We start from the raw sequence: 26,640 nt of genomic DNA on the forward strand, positions 1-26,640 counted from the left end.
GCTGCACCCTGTTCATGCCCCATGCAGTGAAATCAATGCAAAATTGGCCGCTAGCGCTTGACTGTAAAGCGCTGGTAGCTATAAAAAGAATAGCTAATGTCAACTACGTCCTTTCCCCTGCTGCAGACCATCAATGACCCGGCAGATCTGCGCAAGCTTTCGCGCGCAGACCTCAAGGCCCTGGCCACGGAACTCCGCGGGTTCGTGATCGAAAGTGTCGCGCAGACGGGCGGGCATTTGAGCTCCAACCTGGGCACCGTGGAGCTGACGGTGGCGTTGCACCACGTCTTCAACACCCCCGAAGACCGCCTGGTGTGGGACGTGGGCCACCAGACCTATCCGCACAAGATCCTGACGGGCCGCCGCGACCGCATGCACACGCTGCGCCAGCTGGGCGGGATCTCGGGCTTTCCGCAGCGGGCAGAGAGCGCGTACGACACATTCGGCACCGCGCATTCGAGCACCAGCATCTCCGCCGCCCTGGGCATGGCGCTGGCCGCCAAGCGCAAGGGCGAAAATCGCCATGCCGTGGCCATCATCGGTGACGGTGCCATGAGCGCCGGCATGGCGTTCGAGGCGCTCAACAACGGCGGTGTGGCCGATGCCAACTTGCTGGTGGTGTTGAACGACAACGACATGAGCATCAGCCCGCCCGTGGGGGCGCTCAACCGCTACCTCGCCCAGCTCATGAGCGGGCAGTTTTACGCTGCCGCCAAAAACGTGGGCAAGACTGTTCTGCGCCCCGTGCCGCCGCTGCTGGAGTTCGCCAAGCGCTTTGAGCAGCATGCCAAGGGCATGGTGGTGCCCGCCACGCTGTTCGAGAAATTCGGCTTCAACTACATCGGCCCCATCGATGGGCACGACCTTGATTCGCTGATCCCCACGCTGGAGAACATCAAGAGCCTGAAAGGCCCGCAGTTCCTGCACGTGGTCACCAAGAAGGGCCAGGGCTACAAGCTGGCCGAGGCCGACCCCGTGGCCTACCACGGCCCGGGCAAATTCGACCCCAGCGTGGGCCTGACCAAGCCCGCCACGCCGCCCAAGCCCACGTTCACCCAGGTGTTTGGCCAGTGGCTGTGCGACATGGCTGCGCACGACACGCGCCTGGTGGGCATCACGCCCGCCATGCGCGAGGGCTCAGGCATGGTCGAGTTTGAAAAGCGCTTCCCCGACCGCTACTACGACGTGGGCATTGCCGAGCAGCACGCCGTCACGTTCGCTGCCGGCATGGCCTGCGAGGGTGTCAAGCCCGTGGTGGCGATCTACTCCACCTTTTTGCAGCGTGGCTACGACCAGCTGATCCACGACGTGGCCTTGCAGAACCTGCCCGTGGTGTTTGCGCTGGACCGCGCAGGCCTGGTGGGGGCGGACGGCGCGACGCACGCCGGGGCGTATGACATCCCGTTTGTGCGCTGCATCCCGAACATGAGCATGGCCTGCCCGGCCGACGAGCGCGAATGCCGCCAGTTGCTCAGCACCGCCTTCGAGCAGGACCACCCCGTGGCCGTGCGCTACCCGCGTGGCAGCGGTGCTGGTGTGGCGCCGCTGGCGGGGCTGGACAGCCTGCCCTTTGGCAAGGGCGAGATCCGCCGCGAGCGCCAGGGCACCGACGCCAAGGCGCCATGCATTGCGATCCTGTCGTTTGGCACGCTGCTGTACCCCGCGCTCGAAGCGGCCGAGGCGCTGGACGCCACGGTGGTCAACATGCGCTGGGCCAAGCCCATCGACGCGGCGCTGCTGCGTGAAGTGGCCGAGCGCCACGATGCGCTGGTCACGCTGGAAGAGGGCGCGATCATGGGCGGCGCGGGCAGTGCCGTAACCGAAGCGCTCAACACCCTGGGCATCGTGCGCCCGGTGCTGCAACTGGGCCTGCCGGATGTGTTCATCGAACATGGCGACCCTGCCAAACTGCTTGCGCTGCAGGGTCTGGATGCCGCAGGCATCCAGCGCGCGATAGCGCAGCGTTTTCTGCAGGCTTAGCGCGCTCTCCTGCGGCTTTGGCGGCGGCCTGCCTCAGGCGAAGAAGGGGTGGCCTGGGAGCGTTGTTTTTGCCTGTGACCCTGTACGGGGTGGCCGCGCTTGTTTCCCGTTCCGGTTGTCTCCCTTTTTGGCCAGCCCTTCCAGCGGGTGACCTCTGTGGCGGCACACGGTGGCTGTGCGTGGCGGCGGCTGTGCAGGGGAAAACCTAGAGGGGCTGCCGCCCTCCCTACTTCTACAATTGCGACAAAAGGCAACAGGCCCCGGCCTGCGTGGCGTCGCAATGGCACCATGCGTTCCTGCCTGTCAACAACACCCCTGGAGACAAGTTTTATGGATCGCCGTTCTCTCATCAGACACGCAGGTATCGCAGGGGTGCTGGCCACCGGTGCGGCGCCGGCGGTGTTTGCGCAGGCATCCATCCGGTGGCGGCTCGCTTCCAGCTTCCCCAAGTCGCTGGACACCATCTATGGCGCCGCCGAGGTGTTCGCCAGGGCCGTGAAAATCATGACGAACGGCCGCTTCGAAATCTCCGTTCACGCCGGGGGCGAGTTGATGCCGGCGTTTGGTGTGGTGGATGCTGTGCAGGGCGGTGCAGTCGAGATGTGCCACACCGTGCCGTACTACTTTTATGGCAAGAGCCCGGCCTTTGCGCTGGGCTCGGCCATTCCATTTGGCTTCAACGCCCGCCAGATGAGCGCCTGGATGCTCCATGGCAATGGCCGCAAGCTCATGGACGAGTTTTATGCGGGCTTCAACATGGTGAGTTTCGCAGGCGGCAACACGGGCACACAGATGGGGGGCTGGTACCTGCGGGAGATCAAGAGCCCCAGCGACTTCAAGGGCATGAAGATGCGCCTGGGCGGCGGTCTGGTGGGCGATGTGATGTCCCGGCTCGGTGCCATTCCGCAAAGCATTCCGGGCGGCGAGATTTACCAGGCCCTGCAAAAAGGCACGATTGATGCGGCCGAATGGGTGGGGCCCTACGACGACCAGAAGCTCGGTTTCAACAAGGTGGCCCCTTACTACTACTACCCCGGCTGGTGGGAGGGGGGGCCGGAGATCGACTTCTTCATCCATCGCAAGGCATTTGACAGCCTGTCGGCCGACAACAAGCTCATTGTCGAGGCGGCCGCTGCCATCGCACACACGGACATGCTGGCAAAGTACGATGCCCTGAACCCCACCGCCCTCAAGCAACTGGTGGCGGCCAAGACCAAGGTGCTGCCGTTCTCGCAAAGTGTCATGGACGCGGCATTCAAGGCGTCGATGGAAGTCTTCGCGCACAACGACTCCAAAAGCCCCGAGTGGAAAAGGATCTACGGAGACATGCGCAACTTTCAGCGCGACCAGATCCTGTGGTTTCGTTTTGCCGAAGCGCGATACGACACCTTCATGTCGGCGCAGAAGATATAGGGGCAACCCCCTGATGCGCTTCGCGCCTTCTCCCTTCTCTCGAATGGCTGCGCTATTCGGGAAGGGGCGTGCAGCCAGTGCGGCGGGGCGGCCCTTGCACGGCTGCCCTGGCATGGGGCGTGCCAGTTTCGCCGGTCTGCGGTGGCGCTTGCGCGCCGTGTACTCAACAGCCTTTGTTGACTCATCGGGGCCGATGCTTGCAGAACCCTGAAGCCCTTCGGCGATGGCCGGGATTTCACGGGAAAACCCGCAAATCCTGCACAGGGCATGTTCCTACAATCGATTCCGGTAAGAAAGTTCTTGGGCCAAGGGTTACCTCCCTGCGCGCCAAGTTGTGCAATCGAGTTTTCGGAGATAACCACATGGATCGTCGTTCAATCATCAAGCATGCGGGCATTGCTGGCGTGCTGGCCGCCGGGGTGGCGCCTGCTGTTCACGCGCAGGCTGCTGTGCGCTGGCGCCTTGCATCGAGCTTCCCCAAGCCCCTTGACACCATCTACGGCGGTGCCGAGGTGTTTGCCAATGCGGTGAAAGCCATGTCGGGCGGCAAGTTCGAAATTTCGGTGCACGCTGGCGGCGAACTGATGCCTGCCATGGGCGTGGCTGACGGCGTGCAGCAGGGCTCGGTGGAAATGTGCCACACCGTGCCGTACTACTTCTACGGCAAGAACCCCGCTTTCGCGCTGGGCTCGGCCATTCCGTTCGGCATGAACTCGCGCCAGATGAACGCGTGGATGATGCACGGTAACGGCCGCAAACTCATGGACGAGTTCTATGCAGGCTACGGCATGCTGAGCTTCGCAGGTGGCAATACCGGCACGCAGATGGGTGGCTGGTACCGCAAGGAAATCAAGTCGGTCGCTGACCTCAAGGGCCTGAAGATGCGCCTGGGCGGCGGCCTGGTGGGTGAAGTGATGCAGAAGATGGGCGTGGTGCCCCAGAGCCTGCCCGGTGGCGAAATTTACCAAGCTCTGGAAAAGGGCACCATCGATGCGGCGGAATGGGTCGGTCCTTATGACGACCAGAAGCTGGGCTTCAACAAGGTGGCGCCTCACTACTACTACCCCGGCTGGTGGGAAGGTGGTCCCGAGGTGGACTTCTTCATCAACCAGAAGGCATTTGACGCACTGTCCCCCGAAAACAAGGCCATCATCCAGGCCGCGTCGTCGCACGCCGCCGTGGACATGCTGGCCAAGTACGATGCCCGCAACCCCGTCGCCTTGAAGCAACTGATTGGCGCCAAGATCAAGCTCCTGCCCTTCACCAAGGATGTGCTGGACGCCTCGTTCAAGGCTTCCCAAGAGGTGTATGCCGAGAACGATGCCAAGAGCCCCGAGTGGAAGAAGATCTATGCGGACTTCCGCAACTTCCAGCGCGACCAGGTGGCATGGTTCCGCGTGGCGGAAGGCCGCTTTGACAGCTACATGCAGACCGTCAAGCTCTGAGTCCGGGTTAATCACCACGACACAAAAACCGCGCTTCGGCGCGGTTTTTTTATGGGCGCCGTAGGAGCGTGTGGCGAGCGGGCCTTCCAGGCTATCTTGCGGAGAGAGCGCCGCGATCGGGCGAAGGGGCTGGGCCAGGGTCTCAGGCACCCACATGGGCGTGGCAGAAATGGCCAGACAGGCAGTGCTGGCCAGCCTTCCTGGGTGGGGCCGGGAGCATACACAGAGCAGGCCTTTTCACTGCTCATAGTGCTTATAGGGGGCTCCATCCCCTTTGTCGGCAGGTCCAGGTCAGTTGGTTTCTGCTGCAGCGGCAGGTGCTTCTAGCGTGGCACAGCGGATAGGTGAAGGAGCACGTTGAGTGTCTTGAAAGAGGGCAGTGCAGCAGGCTCCGAAAGAGGCCTTCAGCTGGCGAAGGCATGCAGGAGTGCAGGAGTGTCTTCACGAGGCCTTGGGGGCCGCATGGAACGCTCGCCTGCCCTGCGAAGGTCCATGAAAAAAGGCGGACATCCCTTTTGGGATGCCCGCCTTGCTGCGAACCGTGGCAGCTCAGAACTGCCGAAAGGTGCTGAGCTCTGTCCTCATGCGTTCAAACTCCTGGATCAAGGCCGGTGTAGCGCCATAGAACACGGTGAATTTGCCCGCCAGGGTGCGCACATACAGACGCGGCGCGATGAGCCAGCTGAATCCACGGACCCGGATCAGCCGCACGTAGGCCAGGTCGTCGTAGGCCATTTCCTTGTCCCACACCCAGCGCTGGTGCAGGCCTCGCTGGTCCAGGCGTGTGGTGCTCACCATGATGCTCCACCAGGTCCAGGCCATCAGTGCAAGCCCCGCAATGAACCACCCGGTGCCGGTGCCCACTGAAGTGCCCAGTGCGCCCCGCGTCCACAACTGGGCGAACCACAGGGCGCATCCACCCACGATCACGGTGGCCAGGAGCCGGAAGGAGCGCGAAAACGCGGGTCCCACGACCGTGCCGCCCTCTGGTGCAAATCGAAAGGGCTCGGGCAGGGGCAGTGGCGTGAAGTTCAGCATGGCAATGAGGGGGCTGGAGAGGGCCTGTGCATCACTTTGCCGGTTCCGACGCTGCTTCAGCCGGGGCGTTGCCGAATGGGTTCTCGCCAGCGGTTTCTCCGCCTGCATTGGGCGTGCCTTCCGAGCGCATCAGGTCATCGGCGGGTACGTCGATCTGGACCTTGTCGGTATCGATGATCTCCTGCTTGGGCAGGAACATGGTCACCGTCTGCGGCACAAAGATCACGATGGTCACCAGCAGCAGTTGCATGATCACCCAGGGGATCGCACCCATGTAGATGTCACTGGAGAGCACGGGTTTGGGAATACGCCCTTCCTTGAACAGCGTGTTGGCGATACCGCGCAGGTAGAACAGCGCGAAGCCAAAGGGCGGGTGCATGAAGCTCGTTTGCATGTTCACGCACAGCAGCACACCGAACCAGATCAGGTCGATGCCCAGCTTGTCCGCGACCGGGCCCAGCATCGGCAAGATGATGAAGGCGATTTCGAAGAAGTCGAGGAAGAACGCCAGGAAGAAGATGAACAGGTTCACGACGATCAGGAAGCCGATCTGCCCGCCGGGCAGGCCCGACAGCAGATGCTCGACCCACTTGGCGCCATCCACGCCCTGGAACACCATCGAGAATACGCGGGCACCGATCAGGATGAACACCACCATGGCCGTCAGGCGCATCGTGCCTTGCATGGCCTCCCACATCAGCGACAAGGTCAGGCGCTTGTGGATGGCTGCCAGGATCATGGCGCCCACGACGCCCATGGCACCGGCTTCGGTGGGGGTCGCGATGGCGGTGTCGATGCCGGGCAAGCCACCCATGGAGCCGAGCACGGCAAAGATCAGCAGGGCCGAGGGGATGATGCCGCGCAGGCACTTGAGCCAGAGCTTGGCCCCCGACATGGTGCGCGCTTCCTTCGGGATGCCCGGCACGTGCTGGGGCTTGAACACACCCAGCATGAAGGTGTAGCCCGCAAAGATCAGCACTTGCAGGATCGAAGGGCCCCAGGCGCCGCGGTACATGTCGCCCACGGAACGGCCGAGTTGGTCGGCCATGACGATCAGCACCAGCGAGGGCGGCACCAGCTGCGTGATGGTGCCCGAGGCCGCCAGAACGCCCGTGGCGTAGCGCATGTTGTAGCCGTAGCGGATCATCACGGGCAGCGAGATCAGCGCCATGGCAATCACCTGGCCAGCCACGGTGCCGGTGATGGCGCCGAGGATGAAGCCCACGATGATCACCGAGTAACCCAGGCCGCCGCGCACGGTGCCAAAGAGCTGGCCCATGGAGTCGAGCATGTCTTCAGCCAGGCCGCACTTCTCCAGGATGGCGCCCATGAAGGTGAAGAACGGGATCGCCAGCAGCAGCTCGTTGCTCAGAATCCCGAAGATGTTGATGGGCAGGTTGGCCATGAAGACGGCCGGGAACCAGCCCATCTCGATGGCGAAAAAGCCCGAGGCCAGCCCCAGCGCGGCCAGCGAGAAGGCGACGGGGAAGCCGATCAGCATCACCACCACCAAGCCCGCGAACATGATCGGGGCAAAGTTTTCCATTTGCATTTTGTTGTTCCTGAAAATCCGGAATTGAGATCGCGGTGCGGGTGGCTTGGCAGCTCAGCGGCAACGCAGGTTCATGGTTGGGCGCGATGGGCCTGATTACTGAACCGGTTTCTCGTAGTGGGTGTTCATCTCGTAGATGCCGCGCAGGTAAGCCACGCGCTTGGTGATCTCTGCCAGGCCCTGCAGGAACATCAGTGAAAAGCCAACTGGCATGAGCATGATGGCGGGCCAGCGGATCAGGCCCCCGGCGTTGTTCGACATCTCGCCAGAGAAAAGTGCGCGGGTGAACAGCGGCCAGCTCAGGTAGGCGATCAGTGCCATGGCCGGCAGCAGAAAGACGACCAGCCCTGCAATGTCGACATACACCTGTTTGTTGCCACGCAGCTTGCCGTAGATGATGTCCACGCGCACATGCTCGTTCATGTACAGCACAAAGGGGGCGCCCAGCATCACGGTGGCGGCAAACAGATACCACTGGATTTCGAGCCATGCGTTGGAGCTGAGGTCCAGCCCGTAACGGATGAAGGCGTTGCCTGCCGATATGAGCGCCGCGGCGAGGACGGTCCAGGTTGCAATCTTGCTGAGTTGGCTGGAAATCCAGTCCATGCCCAGGGCCAATTTGAGTAGTGCTGACACTTGGTGTCTCCTGCGAGTATAAAAACGGTGATGCAGGCCCAATGCGCTGTTGGGTCTGCTGGTGTCTGGAAGTTACGCGGATACTACCCCTTTGCCGCTGAAGAAAGCCTGACGCGGAAACCTGGGGTTTTCCTTAGGTGGGGTTGTGCCGTCTTCCCCCACAGCCCTTCTCACCAGACCTTCCCGTCGTTGGCGCAACCCCCCATCTTCTGTTTCTAGCCTGCAAGGGTTTTGCACCTGGGGTAGGCCCGCAAAACCTCTGAGGGACTGCCGACGGCATCTCTTTTGCTATGACAGACGCCGGGGGGGGCGCTGGGCGGCGGTCCGCCAGCCTTCAAGCCCGTGCGCGCGGGGCGAGCTTGGGGCGTGTGAAGCGCCACCACGGCAGCACCGTGTTCATGGCCTGCACTTCGCCGCAGTGCCAGGGGGCGTAGCCCGGCAGGGTGGCCATCTGGGCCAGCCATTCGGGGGTCTGCAGCAAGGTGCGCAGTGCCAGTGTGGCGGGCTGGTCCAGACTGGATTTCAGGCAGGCCAGATGGTAGCGCTCGTGCACCAGCGGCACAAAATCCAGCCCGCGAGCCCGGGCGGCCACTTCGATGCCCATGCCCACATCGGCTGCTCCCGCTGCCACGGCCTGGGCGATGGCGGTGTGCGACGGCTCGTTGAGCGCGTAGCCCTGGATGTCCGAAGCACAAAGGCCCGCCTGGGCGAGCAGATCGTCGAGCAGCACGCGGGTGCCCGTGCCCAGCGGCCGGTTGAGAAAACGGGCGCCGGTGCGCGCCACGTCGGCCAGGCTGCCTAGACCGAGCGGGTTGCCTGGAGCCACGATGAGGCCCTGGGTGCGCTGGGCAAAGCCGATGATCTTGTGCAGCCCGGGCTGCAGCAGCGGCTTGTAGGTGCGTGCGGTCAATGAATCGGCGGTGGGTTGCTCCACCGTGTGAAAGCCCGCGAGCGTGCATCGGCCCTCGTTCAGCGCGCGGATCGCGTCCACGCTGCCGGTGAAGCGGATATCGAGGTGCAGCGCGCCCGCATCGGCCTGTGCGGCAGCGTGGGTGCGCAGCGCCACCAGGGCATCGTCGTGGCTCGCGTACATGGTGAGCACATGGGCGTTGGGGTCGAAGGCCACGGCAAACGCGCGCTCCAGGTCGGCGTGCAGTGCGGCAATCTGTGGTGCCAGCCGCGCCTGGGCTTGGCGCTCGGCCCACAGCAGCTTCGCTCCGAACTCGCTGAGCTGGGCCGACTGGCCCTTGCCCCAGATGATCAGCTCGCCGCCAAGTTGCTCCTCCCAGCGCTTGAGCGCGCCCCAGACATGGCGGTACGACAGGTCCAGCCCCCGTGCAGCACCCGAGATGGAGCCTTGTTCTGCCACAGCCTGCAGCAGTTCGGGCAGAGGGTTGCGGATCAGGGCGTTGCCTGCATCGCGGCTGAGTGTGTAGTGAAGTTGGACCCTATGCACGGAAGTTCATATCGCTGGACATTGGTTGGGTGCCTACGATAGCCGAACCCATGTCCACTCTCTCGGAAAGCGCGAGCACAGCGCTGCAACTCACCCTCTCGTCCGACCCCGTCCTCTGGACCATCGTGGGCCGTTCCCTGTCTGTCAGCGCCACCGCCTGCCTGATTGCCTGCGGCGTTGGCCTGGTGCTGGGCGCCTGGCTCGGGGTCGCCCGCTTTGCCGGGCGGGGGGCCGCGCTGGCGGTGCTCAACACTTTGCTGGCGGTGCCGTCGGTGGTGGTGGGGCTGGTGGTGTACCTGGTGCTCTCGCGCAGCGGGCCGCTTGGCTCGCTGGGGTGGTTGTTCAGTTTCAAGGCCATGGTGCTGGCGCAGGCCATTCTGGTCTTGCCGGTGGCCACGGCGCTCACGCGCCAGGTGGTGGAAGACGCCGAACGCGCGCATGGCGAACAGCTGCGCTCCATGGGCGCTGGCCCGTTGCTGCGCAGCCTGCTGCTGGCCTGGGACGAACGTTATGCCTTGCTCACGGTGCTGCTGGCATCGTTTGGCCGCGCGATTTCCGAGGTGGGCGCGGTGATGATCGTGGGCGGCAACATCGACGGCTTCACGCGCGTGATGACCACCGCCATCGCGCTGGAGACCAGCAAGGGCGACCTGCCCCTGGCGCTGGCGCTGGGCATCATCCTGCTGGCCGTGGTGCTGGCGCTCAATGTGCTGATCGCGCTGGTACGGCGCTGGCGCGAACGCGTGGATGGCTCTGCGTCCAGCACGCCCGTGGGGGTGGCGGCATGAGCGAGCCTTTGGAAAACCCCTGGGTCGATCTGCGCCAGGTGACGGTGCGCTACGGTCGCGTGCAGGCGCTGGACCAGGTCACGCTGCGCATCGCGTCCGGCGAGCACGTGGCACTGGTGGGCGCCAATGGCAGTGGCAAAAGCACACTGCTGCGCGTGCTCAACGGCCTGGCCGACGCCAGTGGCGGCGGCTTTCAATGCAACGCGGCCCTCCGCCAGGCCATGCTGTTCCAGCGCCCGCACATGCTGCGCACGAGTGCGCAGAACAACGTGGCACTTGCCCTGTGGCTGCGCGGCACGCGGTGGCACGATGCACGGCTGCAGGCCCTCGCCGCCTTGCAGCGTGTGGGGCTGCAGGACATTGCCGCGCAGAACGCACGCACCCTGTCGGGCGGCCAGCAGCAGCGTGTGGCGTTGGCCCGTGCCTGGGCGCTGCGGCCCGATGTGCTGCTGCTGGACGAACCCACCGCCAGCCTCGACCCCCATGCCAAGCGCGAGGTGGAGGCGCTGATGGCCGACTTTGCGGCCAGCCACAGTGCGGCAGGCCCGGCGCACCCCGTGACCATGGTATTCAGCAGCCACAACCTGGGCCAGGTCAAGCGCCTGGCCAGCCGCGTGATCTACCTGGAGCACGGCCGCCTGGTGGCCGATCTGCCGGTGCACGATTTCTTCAACGGCCCCTTGCCCGAGGCCGCCCGTCTGTTTGTCAAAGGAGAACTGGTATGACGAGAATTGACCCCCACGCTCCCCACTTCGTGTGGTCGCTGCCCCCCAAGGAGGCTTTTTCATCTTGGGGCGGCCCGGCGATGAAAAGTTTCAAGCCTTTTTGTGCCCCAGCGCTTTTGTATAAAGCGCTGGCAGCTATTATTTTGGTAGCAAGTGGTTCTGCCTTTGCACAGAGCATCACCATGGCATCCACCACGTCAACCGAACAATCGGGCCTGTTCGGCTACCTGCTGCCCGAGTTCAAGAAGGCCAGCGGGCTCGACACCAAGGTGGTGGCGCTGGGCACCGGGCAGGCCCTGGACATGGCGCGCCGGGGCGATGCGGATGTGCTGTTCGTGCACGACCAGGTGGCTGAAGAGAAGTTTGTGGCGGATGGCTGGGGCGTGAAGCGCTATGCCGTGATGTACAACGACTTCATCCTGGTGGGCCCCAAGAACGACCCGGTGGGCGCCAAGGGCAAGGACATCGTGCAGGCCCTGCAGACACTGGCCGCGGCCAACGGCAACTTCATCTCGCGCGGCGACAAGAGCGGCACCCACGCGGCCGAGCTGCGCTACTGGAAACTTGCGGGCGCCGACGCCGCCAAGGGCAGCGGCTACAAGGAATGTGGCTGCGGCATGGGCCCTGCGCTCAACATCGCCGCGTCGAGTGGCGGCTATGTGCTGGCCGACCGGGGCACCTGGCTCAACTTCAAGAACCGTGCGGACCTGGCCGTGCTGGTCGAGGGCGACACCAAGCTCTTCAACCAGTACGGCGTGATGGTGGTCAGCCCCGCCAAGCACCCGCATGTGAAGTCGCAGGACGCGCAGAAGTTTGTGGACTGGGTGGTGTCGCCTGCCGGCCAGCAGGCTATCGCGGGCTACAAGATTGGGGGCGAGCAGCTGTTTTTCCCGAACGCGGGCAAGTAAATCCCCCTGAGTCGCTCCGCGCCTTCCCCCTAGGGGGACGCCGCCGGTGGCCCGGCAGAGCCGGTTCCACAGTGGCACTGGCTTGGGTCGCCCCAGTTTCTAGCCGGGGGAAGCTGTGCGGGCTGCCACGTCAGTCGTCATCACGGTGGTGGCTGCTGCGCCAGATCGCCCGTACCAGCCACAGGCCACACACCACCGCGCCAAAGAACCCCAGGAAGCCAAAGGCAGGCAGGCCGAACAGCGTGGGCCCGCCCTTGACGGTCATCACGATGGACGAGCCGATGATCAGCGACGCAATCACCAGCGCCATCGCGAGCCGGTTGGCCGACCGGTCGATCTGGTCGCCCACACGTTTGAGGTGGGCCAGCTCAATGCCCACTTGCAGGTGCCCGCGCCGCGCATTGCGCAGCAGCCGTCCCAGGTCGTCCGGCAGTTGTTCCACGGTGGCCAGCGCACGCCGCAAGGTGCTCCAGGCACGTCCGGCCAGCGCCTGGGGCTGGTAGCGCTCGTGCACCACTTGCTTGAGCAGTGGCAGGGCCTCGGTGGCCATGTGGAATTGGGGGTCGAGGTTGCGGCCCATGCCTTCGAGTGAAATGAAGGCCTTGATCAGCAGTGCCAGATCCGGCGGCAAGCCCAGGTGGTGCTCGCGCAGGATGGCACTCACGTCGGCCAGCATCTGGCCCAGGCTCAGCTGGGCCAGCGGCACGCCGTGGTATTGGTCCACGAAGGCCTCCACCTCGGTTTCCAGCTGGCCCAGGTTCACGCCTGGCCCGTCGCTGGTCCAGTCCAGCAGCACATCGGCCACTGCCTGGGGTTGGTGTTCCACCATGCCCAGCAGCAGTTGCAGCAGTTCGTCACGCCGGCGCTGGGACAGGCGGCCCACCATGCCAAAGTCGATGAAAGCAATGCGGTTGCCCGGCAGGTAAAACACGTTGCCGGGGTGTGGGTCGGCATGGAACAGGCCGTCCTGCACGATCATTTTGAGCACCGCCTGTGCACCCCGTCGCGCCAGCACCGCGCGGTCAAACCCGGCCTCCGGCGTCAGCGCAGTCAGTGCACCGCCAGGGGTGCCGTCAATGAAGTCCTGCACATTGATGCGTTCGCGGGTGTGGGCCCAGTGCACGCGTGGGATCACGATGTGCGGGAGCGTGGCCATGTGGGCCGCAATGCGCTCGGCCTGGCGGCACTCTCCCGCCAGATCCAGTTCGCGGCGCAGCGAACGTGCGAACTCGCGCACCAGTTGCTGGGGCCGGTAGGGCTTGAGCGCGGGCAGTTCGGCCTCGGCCAGCGCGGCCAGGCGCAGCAGAAGGCGCAGGTCGGCGTGGATGGTGTCGGCAATGCCAGGGCGGCGGATCTTGACGATGACCTCGGTGCCATCCTGCAGCCGGGCACGGTGCACCTGTGCAATGGAGGCTGCAGCCAGCGGTGTGGTGTCAAACCAGGCAAACACAGCTTCTGGCTCGGCACCCAGGTCTTCGCGCAGCTGCGGACGCAAGGCGTCAATGGGAACCGAGGGCACCTGGCTGTGCAGCTTTTCGAATTCGGCGATCCACTCGGGTCCGAACAGGTCGGCCCGGCCCGCCAGGATCTGGCCGAACTTCACAAACGCCGGGCCCAGCTCTTCGAGCGCCAGTCGCACCTGCACGGGGGGCTCGACACGGGCCAGGTCGGCCGCGTGGGTCCAGTTGAGGGCCTGGCCAGCGCGCTCCAGCCGGTCTGCCAGGCCCAGGCGGCGCACGGTGTCGCCAAACCCATGGCGCACCATCACGCCCAGAATTTCCTTGAGGCGCCCCAGGTCGCGGGCGGTGTCCAGCGTCTCGATCAGCATGGGGCGATGATAGTTCTCAGAACCCCAGGCTGGGCTTGTTCACCATCAGGTAGAACACCACGGCCATCGCCACAAAGGCCGGGTAGCCCAGCGCCTCCCACCATCGCGTGTAGCGCCAGTACAGCGGGGGCAGTACGCCATCGCCGTGTGCCGCCTGCGCCGCGATGTCGCGCATGCGCAGCTGCAGCCACACCACGGGCAACCAGCAGGCACCGGCCACCAGATACAGAGCGATGGACACGGCCAGCCACGGCGTGCTCCAGGGCAGCCCGGCCATGGCCGCCATGCCCAGCCCCGTGGCGGGCTGGATGAACACCGTAGGGGTTGTGAACCACCAGTCCGCGCGCACTACCAGGCGGCTGACCACCGCCTGGGCCTGCACGTTGCCGCTGCGGTTGGTGAAGAACATGTAGAACGCCGAGCCCAGCCCGGTGCCCACCAGCAGCACGCTGGAGATGATGTGCAGCCACTTGAGGGTGAGGTACAGGCTCATGGATAGGGCGGCGAGGTGGTGGTGTCCTGCAGCAGCACCCACAGGATGGCGGCGATGGGCAGGTTCTTGGTGAGCGGCCCGAAGGGGTGCAACCACCACGCGGGGTGGATGAGCGTGGCCAACAATGTCATCGCGGCCATCAGCAGCAGCGCTGCCCAATATGCGCTGCGTCCGGGTCGGAACGCCAGCCACAGCCCCAGCGCGGCATCGGCAGCCGCCCCGGCCAGGATGATGGCTGTGGGCAGCCACGGTGCACGGCCTTCCGTCCACGCAGAGGGCAGGCCCGCCAGCAGTTCGCGGCTTTGGCCGTGGAGTTCCCATACGCTGACCAGGGCGGTGGCCAGCCAGATGGCCACCAGGCTGTAGCGCAGCAGCTTGTGTTGTGCAAGGCTCATGGTGTTACCGGTTCATCCACCACATCCGTCACCATTCCCCACTTTGCAAACTCCGGCGCAAAGGCCGCTAGCGGCAGCAGGCTGGTGCTGGTGTGTGCACCGTTCGGCAGGGGTTGTCCGGCCGCCAGCTGGCGGGCCAGCAGGATGGCGGCCATGCAGGGGATTTCGGGGCCGTGGTCGTGGTCGGCTGCGATGTGCCATGCGAGGCGGCACGGCTGGCCTTGTGCATCGTTGCCTGCCACGCGCACCACCATGCCGCCCAGCGGCGTGCCCAGGAAGTCCAGCACACCGCCGGTGTGGTGCATCAGCCAGGCCAGCTTCTCGGGCTGGCGCAGCACGCCCCAGTGGCGCAGCGCCGCGATGGCGGCAAAGCTGCGCTGGGCCAGGCCCACCTCCAGCGCGGCGCGGAAGGTAACGCGGTCGCGGGCCTGGTAGTGGTCCGGGAAGATCTCCAGGTCCGGGATGTCGCAGACCGCCCCCAGGCGCGGCTGCAGCCGGTGAAACTGCACGGGCTCGGGATGCGCCCAGCCCCGCTGGGGGTGCCAGCGGCCGCCGGCCCACACATCAATGGGCAGGCCGCAGTAGCTCAGCACCGCCGCCAGCGTGGCCTGGCCGCGCGGCGCACGCTGCGCGGGGGCGATGCAGATATCGATGCTGTCGATGTGCTGCCAGCCGGCGCACAGGTGGTCGATGACGGCCGAGGACAGCGCGGGAACGGTGCTGGCGCCAGCGATGGCTGTGCGCCCGGCAGCAGCAAACGCGGCCTGCATCGCGGCTGGAAAGTCGCACACGAAGCGGCGGCCATCGGCCAGGTCAATGTAGTGCGCGCCCGCCTCGGCGGCAGCCTGGGCCACGCTGTAGCCCTGCGCCTGGAACGGCCCTGCGGTATGGATGACGAGGCCCACCCCCCACTGGCGCAAGGTGGCTGCCAGACCCGGGGCCTGGTGGTCGAGGGCCACACCCCGGGCGCCGTGGCCCAGCGTGTTCGCCAAGGCTTGGGCACGGGATGCATCGCGGCCTGCCACCAGCAAGGCAATGTGGTGGCGCGTGGCCGCGTCGTCCGCCAGCGCGCGGCAGATGCGTGCGCCAAAGTTGCCGTAGCCGCCCAGGACCAGCGTTTTGAGTGTTGCCATGGATCAGTGGGTGGACGACGGTGCCAGGGCCGCTCGGGGTGCTGAAAACGGTGTGTGTACCACTGCCGTGGCCGAACCGGCCGGGTGCAGCGAGGCCTGCAGCACGGCGCGCTGGGGCAGCATGTGGGTGAGGTACCAGTCGGGCACGTTGGCTGCCGGAATGGGCTTGCTGAACACATAGCCCTGGATGCAGTGCAGCCCGATGGCGGCCAGTGTCTGCAGCTCCTCCACGGTCTCCACACCTTCCACCACTACCGACAGGCCGAACTCCCCGGCCAATGCGCTGATGTGCCGCAGCAGCCTCTGGCGTCGGCTGTCCTGCGGCAGCTTTCGCACGAAGAGGCGGTCGCATTTGATGCCTGCAATCGGCAGGTCGGCCAGCATGCCCAGCGACGAGTAGCCCGCGCCAAAGTCGTCCATCCACACGGCAATACCCATGGTGCTCAGGTCTTGGATGGCGGTCACCATCTCCGAGCCCAGCGCAATGATGGCGTGTTCTGTCATTTCGAGCTTGAGGGTGGTTGGCGGCAGGGCACGCTGGGCCAGTTCTTCGCGCAGCCAGTGGGCAAAGCGTTCGTCCAGCAGTGTGATGGGGGCCACGTTCACGCTGATGGCCATGTCGGCCAGGCCCCGGGCTTGCCACGCCTTTGCGCTGTCGAGTGCATTGCGAAGGATCATGCGATCCACCTCAGCCGTCTTGCCCTGCAGCTCGCACACCAAAAGGAAGGTTTCGGGGTTGATGGCGCCCAGGGTCTTGTCGGTCATGCGCAGCAGTGCCTCGAACTGCACCCCATGCTGCTGAAAATCAACGATGGGCTGAAAGTGCAGCGCCAGGTTTTCCGGGTGCAGAAGCCTGTGCAGATGGTCTGCAATGAGCGACAGCTGCATGTCGCGCTGGGCATCTTGTGCACTGGCCGATGACCGCATCATCGACAGCCCGCGCCGCAAGAGCTGCTGGCGGCCTGCGTCCCAGCGCATATTGCTCATTTGCTCCATGGCGACCGCGATGGCAAACCCCAGCACGATGACCAGCAGGGCGATGCCGTCGGACTCGCCATGCGGGTCGCCCGACTGTGGTGCGAAGGTGTTGACCAGCAGCCAGTGCAGCACCAGGATGGCGGCGCCGCACGATACCTTGTCTTCCCAGGTTTGCGCGCGGTAATGGGGCGTGAGCACACTCAATTTGGCTGAGCGGTGGCGAATGGACGTGTAGGCGGCAATGCCCACGGCGGTTGCCATCGACAGCGCAATGGCCAGCCCGTTCACCTGCGAGAAGCTCTGCACATGGCCCCAGGTGATGGTGAAGTGCGCTGCCAGCATGCCGGCTGCCAGCCATGCCCCCGCCCACACGATGCGCGCCTTGCTGGAGCTCGTGCTGAGTGTGGGGATGGTCAAACGCGCACTCACGGCCATGATGAGCAGACCGCTGAGCGCGGGCACCAGTTCCAGCACATGGTGCGCCAGCTCGGCATACATCAACAGGCCCACCACATCCAAGGCCCAGACAATGCAGCCAATGCACAGGGCGGCCTGCGACGCGCTGATGCGACGGCTTGATGGATCGACTGAAAAAGCCGTGTGTTCGACCAGGCGCTGGCACACATGGACCACCAGCGACGCGAAGATCCAGAACAGCAGACTTTGGAGCAGCGGTGGAAATCCCACCGCAAACGCCAGTGTGGCGTCATGCCAGATTGCAACCATTTCCTCCCCCTGTTCCCATCCTTGTTATTGGCAGTCATCATACGACCCATGGGTGGGGCTGGGGGCTTCCTTGCCGCACATGGAGCGCTCGGGCAAGGTCCTGGGATGTCGCAGTCAGTTCACGATGGCAATACCCTTCACCTGCGCGAAAACGGCCAGCCCTGGGGACAGCGCCAGCGCATGGGCGGAACGCTGGGTGACCCGCGCCAGCAGCCGTGTGGCGCCTGCGTCCAGTGCCACCATCATCTGTCCAGGGCTGTCTTCGCCCAGGGCCACCACGGTGGCTGGCAGGACGTTGAGGATGCTGGTGTCGCTCGGGGCGGTGAGCGCCAGGCTCACATCGCGCGCCTGCACTCGCAGCCGGATGCGCTCACCCGTGGCGCGTGCCGCGGGGCTGACCAGCAGCAGGTGCCCGCCACCGAATGCCACGGTGGTGATGTGGTCGTGTGCATCGTGTTGTTGCACGGTGCCTTCGATCACCGTAGCGGCGGTGTCGCCATGGGCCAGGGGCAGGTCCAGTCGTACGATCAGTTCATCGGTGCGGCCCTGGGCCAGCACGCGGCCCTCTCGCATCAGCACCATGTGCCCTGCCAGCCGGGCCACCTCGTCGATGGAGTGGCTCACATACAGCATGGGGATGTCGAGGGTGCGTTGCAGCCTTTCCAGATAGGGCAGGACCTCGGCCTTGCGCTGCGCGTCCAGGGCGGCCAGGGGCTCATCCATGAGCAGCAAGCGGGGGCTGATGGCCAGCGCGCGTGCCATGGCCACGCGCTGGCGCTCGCCGCCCGACAGGGCCTGGGGCCTGCGATCCATCAGGGGGCCAATGCCCAGCAGCTCCACCGCCTGCTCGAGCGCCACCTTGCGGTGTTGGGGGGGCGTGCGCCGGAGGCCATAGTCGATGTTGCCGCGCACGCTCAGGTGGTCGAACAGGCTGGCCTCCTGGAACACATAACCCAGTCCGCGTTCGTGTGCGGCCCGCCATATTTTCTGTGCATCGTCCTGCCACACATCACCGTTGACCACCACACGGCCAGGCTGTGCGCGCGTAAGCCCGGCAATGGCACGCAGGCAGGTGGTCTTGCCGCAGCCTGAGGGGCCGAAGAGAGCTGTCACGCCACGGCCGGGCAGTTGCAGGTCTACGTCCAGCGTGAAGCCGGGGTGGGCCAGCTTCAGCTGCGCGGTGATCTGCGAGGAAGAGGCCGGGGCTTCCATCACTGCACCATCGACGATGTTTTGCGGCGAGTGAGGTTCAAACCCAGCAGCACCACAAATGAAAACAGCACCATGCCCCCGGCCAGCCAGTGGGCCTGGGTGTATTCCAGCGCCTCGACATGGTCATAGATCTGCACCGACACCACACGCGTCACGCCAGGGATGTTGCCGCCCAGCATGAGCACCACGCCAAATTCGCCCACGGTGTGCGCAAAGCTCAGGATCGCGGCGGTGATGAATCCCGGACGCGCCAGCGGCAGCGCCACCGTAAAGAACCGGTCCAGCGGCCCCGCACCCAGCGTGGCCGCCGCTTCGAGCGGGCGCTGGCCAATGGCTTCAAAAGCGTGTTGCAGCGGCTGGACGGCAAAGGGCAGCGAATAGATGAGCGAGCCCACCACCAGCCCCCAGAACGTAAAGGGCAGGGTGCCCAGCCCCAGCCATTGCGTGAACTGCCCCAAGGGTCCGTTGGGGCCCAGCGTGACCAGCAGGTAAAACCCGATCACCGTGGGCGGCAGCACCAGCGGCAGCGCCACCATGGCCGACACCGGGCCGCGCCAGCGTGACGGCGTGTGCGCCAGCCACCAGGCCAGCGGCGTGCACAGCACCAGCAGCAGCACCATGGTGGTGCCCGCCAGCCGCAGCGTGAGGCCGATGGCCGCCAGATCGGCGCTGGAAAAGGGCATGGTTGTAGCGAGTGGATTGTCGGGGAGTTTTGTTGAATGTTGAGCGGCTAGCAAAGCTCAGCAAAGCGGCTCTGGCCGGGAGCTCCGGCGCAGACAGTACCAGAGGTGCGGCAAGACGGGGCACCCACGCCAGAAGGGCTTTGGTAGTCGCGCTCCCTCAGAAACTATAGCCGTACGACTGGATGATCGCGCGCGCCTTGTCGCCGCGCAGGTAGGTGAGCAGTGCGGTGGCCGCCGCGCTGTCCTTGCCGGGTGCCAGCAACACCGCATCCTGGCGGATGGGGTCGTGTAGGCTGGCGGGCACCTGCCAGGCCGAGCCGCTGCGGATCTTTCCATCTGCCATCACCTGCGACAGCGCCACGAAGCCCAGCTGAGCGTTGCCGGTGGAGACAAACTGGAAGGTCTGGGCGATGTTTTCCCCCTGCACCAAGCGTGGCTGCAGGGCGTCGGTCACGCCCAGCTTGTCCATCACCTGCATGGCCGCCGCGCCATAGGGCGCCAGCTTGGGGTTGGCAATGGCCAGGTGCTTGAAGTTGCCTTTCTTGAGCACATCACCCTGCGCATCCACGATGCCGGCTTGCGCGCTCCACAGTACCAGCGTGCCCACGGCATAGGTAAAGCGCGAGTGGGCCACGGCCCTGGCCTCGCGCTCCAGCTTGGCGGGCGTGGTGTCGTCGGCTGACAGCAGCACCTGAAACGGCGCTCCGTGGGTGATCTGCGCGTAGAACTTGCCGGTGGCGCCGAACGAGAGTTCCGCCTTGTGGCCGGTGTCGGCCTCAAAAACGGCGGCGATCTTCTGCATGGGGGCTGTGAAATTGGCGGCCACCGCGACGGAAACGGTGTCGGCCTGCGCCGTTTGAAGTGCGCCGAAAACGAAGCCAACCGCCACGAAGGTGCGAGCGGCGTGTGCGAAGGGATATGGCATGGGAGCAGGGCGCAAGAAGCGCTATTCTGTTTGTGAATAGCGAAAGTATAGACGCGCCCTTCGGCGCAGGCTCCTGCGCGTGCCCTCAGCTTTCGACGCACACCCGGTTGCGTCCCGTAGCCTTGGCGCGGTAGAGGGCAGCATCGGCCCGCTTCAGGGTGGCGTCGATGCCCGTGTCGTCGGCACTCCACTGCGCCAGCCCGATGGAGGCGGTGATGTAGACCTCCTGGCCATCGCGCAGGGCGACCGCCGTGGCCTGCAGGGCAATGCGCAGTCGCTCGGCGGCGTGGGCAGCCTCGGCCAGCGGGGTGCCCGGCATGAGCACTGCGAACTCTTCGCCCCCGAAGCGGGCGGGCATGTCCACCACGCGCAGCTGCGCCACCAGAAGCCGAGCGAGTTGCCGCAACACGTCGTCGCCACCAGCATGCCCATAGTGGTCGTTGACCTTCTTGAAAAAATCCACGTCGAGCATGAGCACACAAAACGGCTGGCCAGACCGGTGGCTGCGCGCGATTTCGTGTTCGGCCTTGTCGTAGAAGTCGCGCCGGTTGCTCAGCTCGGTCAGCGCGTCGCTGCGTGCCATGTGTTCCAGCTGGGCCTGCACCCTCTTCTTTTCGGTGTGGTCGAACACCGTGGAACGGCTGGCCACAAAGTTTCCCTGGGTGTCTTGGATCGCGGTGGCACTCACCAGAATGGGCATGGCCGCGCCCGAGGCGTTTTGTAGCTCCATTTCCAGGTCTTTGACGTGGCCTTCGCGCATGAACTGGGGAAAGCGCTCCTGAAAGATCTGCTGGCTGGTGGGTGTCAGGAAGTCGGCGTAGGCGCGGCCCTGCACCTGCGCGAGCGGAAGGCCCAGCCAGCGCAGCTCGGTCTGGTTCATGCGAAGCACGCGGCCTTCCTGGTCCAACGAGTGGTAGCCACAGGGTGCGTGGTCGTACAGGTCTTGCACCTGCTCGCGCGCAATCACGGCCACGTCGCGATCGCCCCGCATGGCGGCTTCGCTGCGTTGGGTGGCGTGGAACTTCCCTACAAGAGCGGCCAGCTCTGATACTCGCAATGGCGTGCTGGGCTGCAGCGGCGCTTCGCTGGTTTGATTGATGGCGCGGGCCACGGTTTTCATCTGGCGCAGCAGATAACGCGAAAATGCCATGGCCGCCACCAGAGACAACCCCATCCACAAAAGCCCCAGCCCTGCCACATGCCAGAGCATTTCGGTCATCGAGGCGTTCAGGATGGTGCGCGGCACGGCCATGCCCAGGTACCAGTCGAAGCCGAACACGGGCCGCACCAGGTTCATGGTGGGGGTGCCTTCCAGTGTGGACCCCAGGAATGCGGTGGGTTTTCCTGAGGCCAGGATGCCCTGGCGGAACGAGGCGCTGGCCGGGTGGCCCACGTACCGTGCGGCATCGTGGCTGCGCGCGACCACGGTGCCTTCGGCGTCGGCAATGCCGGCAATCCAGCCTTTGGGCAGGCGTTCTGCTGCCACGAGGCTGTTGAGGGATTCCACGGCCAAGATGCCGCGCAGGGCGTACGTGGCCTCGCCTTCACGTGCCAATGGCACGGTGAGTGCCACGACCTGGATCGGGCTCACCGGGGAGGAAAACGGCCCCGACACGTTGGGGCTTTGGGTGCGCAGCGCCGCTTCTACGCGGTCGGCGGCGTTCACGGGCATGCCAGTGCGGCCCAGGGGCGCGGCCGTCAGAAACAGGATGCGGTCCTGGGTGACCAAGGTGATGGCGCGGATGTCGGGGTCGCGCGCGACAATGCGCTTCGCATGCGCGTACAGACTCGGCACGTCCACCGCCAGGGCGGCGTCGGACTCGGCCAGCGCGTTGAGGGTGCCCAGGGTGCTGTGCAGCTTTTCGGCCACGGCGTGGGCCAGTTCATCGCTGTGGCGTTCCAGTTGTTCCACCAGGGCGCGCTGCTGGAACTCCTTGAACTCCCACACCACCGAAAGCGCAAACACCAGCAGGGGCAGGGTGGTCAGCAACGACAGGCCCAGCAGCCACGTGCGCAGGTTCAGGCGCAGGGTGGGTGGGGCGGGCAAGGACATGGGGCAACAGCGTACCGGCTTTTTGCACAGCGCGAAATGCCGTTTCCCTGCAGCGATGGGTGTTGCCGCCACACGTCATCCGTGTCCTGATCCGCTGGGGCTCCGGGCCGTGAGCAGCGTCACCAGCTTGCGCGTCAGCGGCGCCGCCAGCATCACTGCAGGAAAGGCAAGTAGCCACCCCGTGAGCCAAGCACCCGCCCAGAGACCCAGAAACCCCTGGTCCACCGGCACGGCACGAAACGTGGAGATGCCGGACACCAGCAGCGACATCACGCCAGACAGGATCAGGCTGAACAGCACGGGGCCGTAGCGGGTGGGAATCATGCCGCGACCTGCTGGCCAGGCTGCTCAGTCATGGCCACACCGCCCAGGCGCTGCAGGGTCTCTGCGAAATGCCGGCCGAACATTCGGGCGGTCTTGGTGTCGCCTGGCACAAATGCGTCTGGCGCTGCACCATGGCCCGCCTGCGCCATCAGGCCCGACCAGGAGCCCAGCCGGTTGGCCGCTTCGTCGTACGGCACCCCGGAATGCTGTTCCGGCAGGATGGGGTTGCCCACCCACACCATGCCGTGCTGCATGCCAAACACAAACATCGATAGCAGCGTGGACTGCTTGTCGCCCGCAGGCAGTGACGACACGGTGAAGCCCGCCGCGAGCTTGTTCTTGAGCTGCTGCGTTTTCCACAGACGCCCAGTGGCGTCCATGAACGTCTTGAACGGCCCGGACACCCCGCCCAGGTAGGTGGGCGAGCCGAGGATCAAGCCGTCGTAGCGCAGCAGATCATCGGGCGTACGGGCCAGGTCTTCGGCCTGGAGCAGATCGGCCCGGATGCCGGGCACGCCCTGGGCGCCCTCCAGCACCTGGCGGGCAATGTGGGCGGTGTGCCCGTGGGCGCTGTGATAAATGATGGCGATGGTTTTCATTGCATGGATTCCAGACAGGTGGTTTCGAGGGGGAAAAGAGTGGGGAGGCGTCGTCGCGACATCACACCAGGGCGATGGCGAGCGCGGACAGGTACAGGCCAAAGCCAAACACGGTGTGGTTGACCAGGCTGCGCAGGCAGTTCCTGAGCGGCGTAGCGGTGCGCGATGCGGCAAAGCCCGCGCCCATGGCGGGTTGCATCACCAGCAGCGGTGCCGCCACGGTGCAGATGCCTACGGCCAGCGCAGGCAGCAGGGTGGGGTGGTGTACCCAGGCGGCGCCCTGGATGCCGACCAGCACGGTGGCGAAGGCCACGCCCACGGCGTAGTGCGTGAGCCAGCCCCAGGCCAGCTCGCCCCGGATGGGCGCCGCCTTGGCGATGGCTGTATGGGCGAACTGGCCCCGAAACAGATGGCCCACCCAGCGGCCAACGAACGCGAAGTTGAGTATGGGGACGCCCATGCGCCGGAGCAGCAAAAGCCACGTGTCCATGATGGCGGTGGCGCCGATGCCTATCAGCATCGCGAGGGGAATTTCTTGCAGTGGGAGTGTCATCAAAGCACCTCGAAAAGTTGACGGAAGGAGGTTTTGAATGGAATATAGAAGTTCAAGTCAACTTGAAGTCAAGAGGTTTTTGATGGACATTGCGGAAGTCGCCAAGCGCTCCGGGCTGCGGGCATCCACGCTGCGGTATTACGAGGAAAAAGGGTTGCTGCGCTCCGTGGGCCAGCCCGGAGAGCGCCGCCGGTTTGCGCCGGGCGTGCTGGACCAGCTGGCGCTGATCGCGCTCGGTCAATCGGCGGGTTTCTCGCTGGATGACATCCGCGCCATGTTTTTGCCCAGCGGCGAGCCCAGCATTGACAGGCAACTGCTCTCGGCCAAGGCCGATGAACTCGATGCCATGGTCAAACGCCTCAAGGCCATGAGCAATGGCCTGCGGCACGCGGCGGCCTGCCCGGCGGAGAGCCACGCGCAATGCCCCTCGTTCCAGCGGTTGTTGAAGGCTGCTGCGGACGGCGCGCTGGCGCGCCAGCAGAAGCTTGCAAAACCGGTCACGGGGCTGCACCGCAAGGCTGCGTGAAGAGAATGCGTGAAGGGGCCGCTCAGGCATCATCCACGGATGCCTGTTGTTTCTCTTTCCCTCACGGATGCGCTGGGCCATGCCCTGGCCGACAAACGCATCGACATCCTGCGCCAGATCGGCGCCTGTGGCTCCATCTCGCAGGCCGCGCGTGCCGTGGGCGTGAGCTACAAGGCGGCGTGGCAGGCCGTGGACACGCTCACCAACCTGGCGGGCACGCCGCTGGTGGCCCGGGCCGTGGGCGGGGCGGGGGGCGGCGGCGCGCAGCTGACCGAGGCGGGGCACCAGCTGCTGGCGGCGGCCGATGCGATGGCGCAGGCGCGGGGGGCTGTGCTCTCGCGCTGGCAGGCCACGCCGCACGCGGGCCCTGCGCTGGCGCGGCTGGCGGTGCGCACCAGCATGCGCAACCAATTGCCCTGTGTGGTCGAGCGGCTGTTGGTGCAGGGGCAGATCGTGGGGGTGCAGCTGCGCCTCGGGGCCGATGGTGTCGGTGGTGCAGATGGTGCGGTGCTGGCCTCCCGCATCACCCGTGAGAGCGCAGAGCTGCTGGATCTGCAGCCCGGGCTGGCCGTGCAGGCGCTGTGCAAGGCCACGGCGGTGCGGGTGGAGCGGGGCGGGCGCCTGGCGTCTGCGGGGGCGGTGGCCAATGCCCCCGGTACCCATCGCCTGCCAGCAAAAGCCACGCGCGTGGTGCGGGGCGAATCCGGTGACGAGGTGTCTGCCGAACTGGTGGGTGGCTTGCAGATGGTGGGCTTTGCGGCGCCCGGCAGTGGCCTGCGCGCGGGCAGCCCGGTCGTGCTGGTGGTGGAAGACAACGCCGTGGTACTGGCCTTGGCCGAGGTCTGACGCCAGACCTGTCGCTGGCTTGGTTTGCTATTTATTTAATAGCTATTGGCGCTTTTATAGTAAGCGCTAAGGGCAAATTTGGCTTAAATTTTTCGCTGTGCACCGCCGATCAGCGTCCCCGCTGCCGATCAAAACCCCTTGGGATGGCCTAGTTTGCGGTACACCGTGGCGCGGCTGATGCCGAGCACCCGGGCGGCTTCTGCCACGTTGCCACGGGCGTCTTGCACGGCCTGGCGAATCAGGGCGGTTTCGGCCTCGCGCAGCGGCGCTGCGGCGGGGGGTGCCCCCGCCAGCACCGGGGACAGGGTGGCGACAGGGCTGGCGCCACGGGCGTGTTCTGGCAGTTGCGCCAAAGCCTGCAGGCGCAGTCCCGACCACAGGGGCAAATCGATCGGCTGCGCCGGGTGCCGCCGGGCAGCATCGAACAACATGGCCCATGGCAGGGCCAGCAGGTCGCTGGCATGGGTGGGTGCCCCCGGTGTACGCAGCGGCTGGGGCACCAGTTGGCGGGCCATGCTGTTGGCGCCCACCACAAACCCATCGCCGTCCAGCGTCAGCAGGCCGTCGCCCTCGCTGCCCAGCGGGCAACCAGGCCAGTTCACGCGCAGCAGCAGGGCATGGGGCAACTGCCGCAGCAAGGCGTCTTCCATGGCGCGGGCCGACCGGGCCACCAGGTGGCGCAGCTCGGGCCGCTCCGGCACATCCACACCGGTCAGGTCCAGCATGCCCACGCACTGGCCCTGGGGGTCGAACAGGGGGGCGCCTGCGCAGCTATAGCTGGCGTTGTCGTCAAAAAAATGTTCGCCCCGGTGCAGCCACACGGGCTGCAGCTCGGCCAGCGCTGCGCCGATGGCGGTGGTGCCCACGGCCGCTTCGGACAGGTCGATGCCCACGCGGCCGATGGCGCTGGCGCGCGGGTCGCCCTGGTCGCAATGGCCTTGCACATCGACCACGATGCCGCGTGCGTCGGTCAGCATCGCGAAGTAGTGCATGCCCGCAATGGCGCGGGTGAGCTGCTGCAGCACGGGCCGTGCCGCGCGCAGCAAGTGTTGGTTCTGCTCCCGGCTGCGGCGAAGCGCCGTGGCACTGACGGCATCAAACGCAACACGTTGGGTGGGATGGAGCCCCTGGGCCAGGCAGCGTTGCCACGACCGCGCAATCCAAGGCTCCACCTCTGCGCGCAGGGGCGCTGCGCCGTCCGCCAGCAAGGTCTGGCGGGCCTGTGCAATGAGCGCATGGCGGTGGGTGGGGGAGGTGGGCGCGGAGGACAGCATGGTGAACCGAATCCTTGAGCTGCGCATGATGCGCCGGTGTGCGCTGCAACATGTTTCATTTTGAGAATATCCAGCGAGGACCCTCGGAAATCTAGGGTTGTCCCTAGGGATGGGTGGTGGGGCGCGGCAGAAGATGCGCAATGCCAATCCA

The 26,640-nt window shown here is 65.5% G+C and carries 25 protein-coding genes; 8 read left to right on the forward strand and 17 right to left on the reverse strand.

Going from position 1 to position 26,640, the window contains the following annotated elements; all coding sequences use genetic code 11:
• Positions 1–96: 96 nt before the first annotated feature.
• The 3 genes from dxs to IB243_RS24465 all read left to right on the forward strand — a co-directional run bounded on the left by dxs (position 97) and on the right by IB243_RS24465 (position 4,838).
• Positions 97–1,980 carry a 1-deoxy-D-xylulose-5-phosphate synthase gene (dxs, locus tag IB243_RS24455; RefSeq protein ID WP_192429765.1) on the forward strand — a complete coding sequence of 628 codons (1,884 nt, stop codon included), beginning with the start codon at positions 97–99 and terminating at the stop codon, positions 1,978–1,980.
• Positions 1,981–2,310: 330 nt separating this feature from the next.
• A complete protein-coding gene (locus tag IB243_RS24460; protein WP_010459823.1) occupies positions 2,311–3,393 on the forward strand; it encodes a TRAP transporter substrate-binding protein in 1,083 nt (360 codons plus the stop codon).
• Positions 3,394–3,755: 362 nt separating this feature from the next.
• The gene (locus IB243_RS24465) at positions 3,756–4,838 is read left to right on the forward strand and encodes a TRAP transporter substrate-binding protein (protein WP_010459821.1); all 1,083 of its coding nucleotides are present in this window, start codon (positions 3,756–3,758) and stop codon (positions 4,836–4,838) included.
• A gap of 549 nt (positions 4,839–5,387) precedes the next feature.
• Here IB243_RS24465 and IB243_RS24470 read toward each other — a convergent pair.
• The 4 genes from IB243_RS24470 to IB243_RS24485 form a co-directional block, all read right to left on the reverse strand.
• Positions 5,388–5,876, reverse strand: coding sequence for a hypothetical protein (locus tag IB243_RS24470; RefSeq protein WP_010459819.1), 489 nt, complete (start codon positions 5,874–5,876; stop codon positions 5,388–5,390).
• Positions 5,877–5,907: 31 nt separating this feature from the next.
• Entirely contained in the window at positions 5,908–7,428 is a 1,521-nt protein-coding gene (locus IB243_RS24475) for a TRAP transporter large permease subunit (RefSeq protein ID WP_010459817.1), read from the reverse strand.
• A 96-nt stretch (positions 7,429–7,524) separates the two neighbouring features.
• Positions 7,525–8,064 (reverse strand): TRAP transporter small permease subunit, encoded by a 540-nt coding sequence (locus IB243_RS24480; protein ID WP_029413374.1) that lies wholly within the window; start codon positions 8,062–8,064, stop codon positions 7,525–7,527.
• Between the two features lie 334 nt (positions 8,065–8,398).
• Positions 8,399–9,520 (reverse strand): substrate-binding domain-containing protein, encoded by a 1,122-nt coding sequence (locus tag IB243_RS24485; protein ID WP_192429766.1) that lies wholly within the window; start codon positions 9,518–9,520, stop codon positions 8,399–8,401.
• A gap of 50 nt (positions 9,521–9,570) precedes the next feature.
• Between IB243_RS24485 and IB243_RS24490 the strand changes: the two genes are divergently transcribed.
• The 3 genes from IB243_RS24490 to IB243_RS24500 all read left to right on the forward strand — a co-directional run bounded on the left by IB243_RS24490 (position 9,571) and on the right by IB243_RS24500 (position 11,941).
• Positions 9,571–10,308, forward strand: a complete 738-nt coding sequence (locus tag IB243_RS24490) for an ABC transporter permease (protein WP_192429767.1) — start codon at positions 9,571–9,573, stop codon at positions 10,306–10,308.
• Positions 10,305–11,033: a phosphate ABC transporter ATP-binding protein gene (locus IB243_RS24495; RefSeq protein WP_192429768.1), complete on the forward strand. Its 729-nt coding sequence runs from the start codon at positions 10,305–10,307 to the stop codon at positions 11,031–11,033. Before IB243_RS24490 ends, IB243_RS24495 begins: the two co-directional genes overlap by 4 nt.
• Before the next feature lie 80 nt (positions 11,034–11,113).
• Positions 11,114–11,941, forward strand: coding sequence for a substrate-binding domain-containing protein (locus IB243_RS24500; RefSeq protein ID WP_192429866.1), 828 nt, complete (start codon positions 11,114–11,116; stop codon positions 11,939–11,941).
• A gap of 130 nt (positions 11,942–12,071) precedes the next feature.
• Here the strand turns inward: IB243_RS24500 and IB243_RS24505 are convergent, their stop codons facing one another.
• The 12 genes from IB243_RS24505 to IB243_RS24560 form a co-directional block, all read right to left on the reverse strand.
• Complete coding sequence (locus tag IB243_RS24505; protein ID WP_192429769.1) at positions 12,072–13,769, reverse strand: AarF/ABC1/UbiB kinase family protein; 1,698 nt, start codon at positions 13,767–13,769, stop codon at positions 12,072–12,074.
• Positions 13,770–13,785: 16 nt separating this feature from the next.
• Positions 13,786–14,262, reverse strand: coding sequence for a DUF2269 domain-containing protein (locus tag IB243_RS24510; protein ID WP_057225471.1), 477 nt, complete (start codon positions 14,260–14,262; stop codon positions 13,786–13,788).
• Positions 14,259–14,657, reverse strand: a complete 399-nt coding sequence (locus tag IB243_RS24515) for a DoxX-like family protein (RefSeq protein WP_192429770.1) — start codon at positions 14,655–14,657, stop codon at positions 14,259–14,261. Before IB243_RS24515 ends, IB243_RS24510 begins: the two co-directional genes overlap by 4 nt.
• A complete protein-coding gene (locus IB243_RS24520; RefSeq protein ID WP_192429771.1) occupies positions 14,654–15,790 on the reverse strand; it encodes a saccharopine dehydrogenase family protein in 1,137 nt (378 codons plus the stop codon). The genes IB243_RS24515 and IB243_RS24520 overlap by 4 nt, the downstream gene beginning before the upstream one ends.
• 3 nt (positions 15,791–15,793) lie before the next feature.
• Positions 15,794–17,494: an EAL domain-containing protein gene (locus IB243_RS24525; protein WP_192429772.1), complete on the reverse strand. Its 1,701-nt coding sequence runs from the start codon at positions 17,492–17,494 to the stop codon at positions 15,794–15,796.
• Positions 17,495–17,608: 114 nt separating this feature from the next.
• Positions 17,609–18,706 carry a molybdenum ABC transporter ATP-binding protein gene (modC, locus tag IB243_RS24530; RefSeq protein WP_192429773.1) on the reverse strand — a complete coding sequence of 366 codons (1,098 nt, stop codon included), beginning with the start codon at positions 18,704–18,706 and terminating at the stop codon, positions 17,609–17,611.
• Positions 18,706–19,389, reverse strand: coding sequence for a molybdate ABC transporter permease subunit (gene modB, locus IB243_RS24535; RefSeq protein WP_010459794.1), 684 nt, complete (start codon positions 19,387–19,389; stop codon positions 18,706–18,708). The genes modC and modB overlap by 1 nt, the downstream gene beginning before the upstream one ends.
• A 157-nt stretch (positions 19,390–19,546) precedes the next feature.
• Positions 19,547–20,314, reverse strand: coding sequence for a molybdate ABC transporter substrate-binding protein (gene modA, locus IB243_RS24540; RefSeq protein WP_225585313.1), 768 nt, complete (start codon positions 20,312–20,314; stop codon positions 19,547–19,549).
• A gap of 85 nt (positions 20,315–20,399) precedes the next feature.
• Complete coding sequence (locus IB243_RS24545; RefSeq protein ID WP_192429774.1) at positions 20,400–22,367, reverse strand: diguanylate cyclase; 1,968 nt, start codon at positions 22,365–22,367, stop codon at positions 20,400–20,402.
• 75 nt (positions 22,368–22,442) lie between these two features.
• Positions 22,443–22,691, reverse strand: a complete 249-nt coding sequence (locus IB243_RS24550) for a DUF2798 domain-containing protein (protein ID WP_192429775.1) — start codon at positions 22,689–22,691, stop codon at positions 22,443–22,445.
• Positions 22,688–23,290 carry a flavodoxin family protein gene (locus IB243_RS24555; protein WP_192429776.1) on the reverse strand — a complete coding sequence of 201 codons (603 nt, stop codon included), beginning with the start codon at positions 23,288–23,290 and terminating at the stop codon, positions 22,688–22,690. Before IB243_RS24555 ends, IB243_RS24550 begins: the two co-directional genes overlap by 4 nt.
• Positions 23,291–23,351: 61 nt before the next feature.
• Entirely contained in the window at positions 23,352–23,810 is a 459-nt protein-coding gene (locus IB243_RS24560; RefSeq protein ID WP_192429868.1) for a DUF2938 domain-containing protein, read from the reverse strand.
• Positions 23,811–23,925: 115 nt separating this feature from the next.
• On the opposite strand from IB243_RS24560, the gene IB243_RS24565 reads away from it, so the two are divergent.
• Both IB243_RS24565 and IB243_RS24570 read left to right on the forward strand, forming a co-directional pair.
• A complete protein-coding gene (locus IB243_RS24565) occupies positions 23,926–24,369 on the forward strand; it encodes a helix-turn-helix domain-containing protein (protein WP_057225491.1) in 444 nt (147 codons plus the stop codon).
• Between the two features lie 39 nt (positions 24,370–24,408).
• Positions 24,409–25,215 carry a TOBE domain-containing protein gene (locus tag IB243_RS24570; protein WP_192429777.1) on the forward strand — a complete coding sequence of 269 codons (807 nt, stop codon included), beginning with the start codon at positions 24,409–24,411 and terminating at the stop codon, positions 25,213–25,215.
• Positions 25,216–25,343: 128 nt separating this feature from the next.
• Here the strand turns inward: IB243_RS24570 and IB243_RS24575 are convergent, their stop codons facing one another.
• Entirely contained in the window at positions 25,344–26,489 is a 1,146-nt protein-coding gene (locus tag IB243_RS24575; RefSeq protein WP_057225494.1) for a sigma-54-dependent Fis family transcriptional regulator, read from the reverse strand.
• Positions 26,490–26,640: the final 151 nt, after the last annotated feature.

The sequence above is a fragment of the Acidovorax sp. ACV01 genome, from assembly GCF_014851495.1.
GTDB lineage: Bacteria > Pseudomonadota > Gammaproteobacteria > Burkholderiales > Burkholderiaceae_C > Acidovorax > Acidovorax radicis.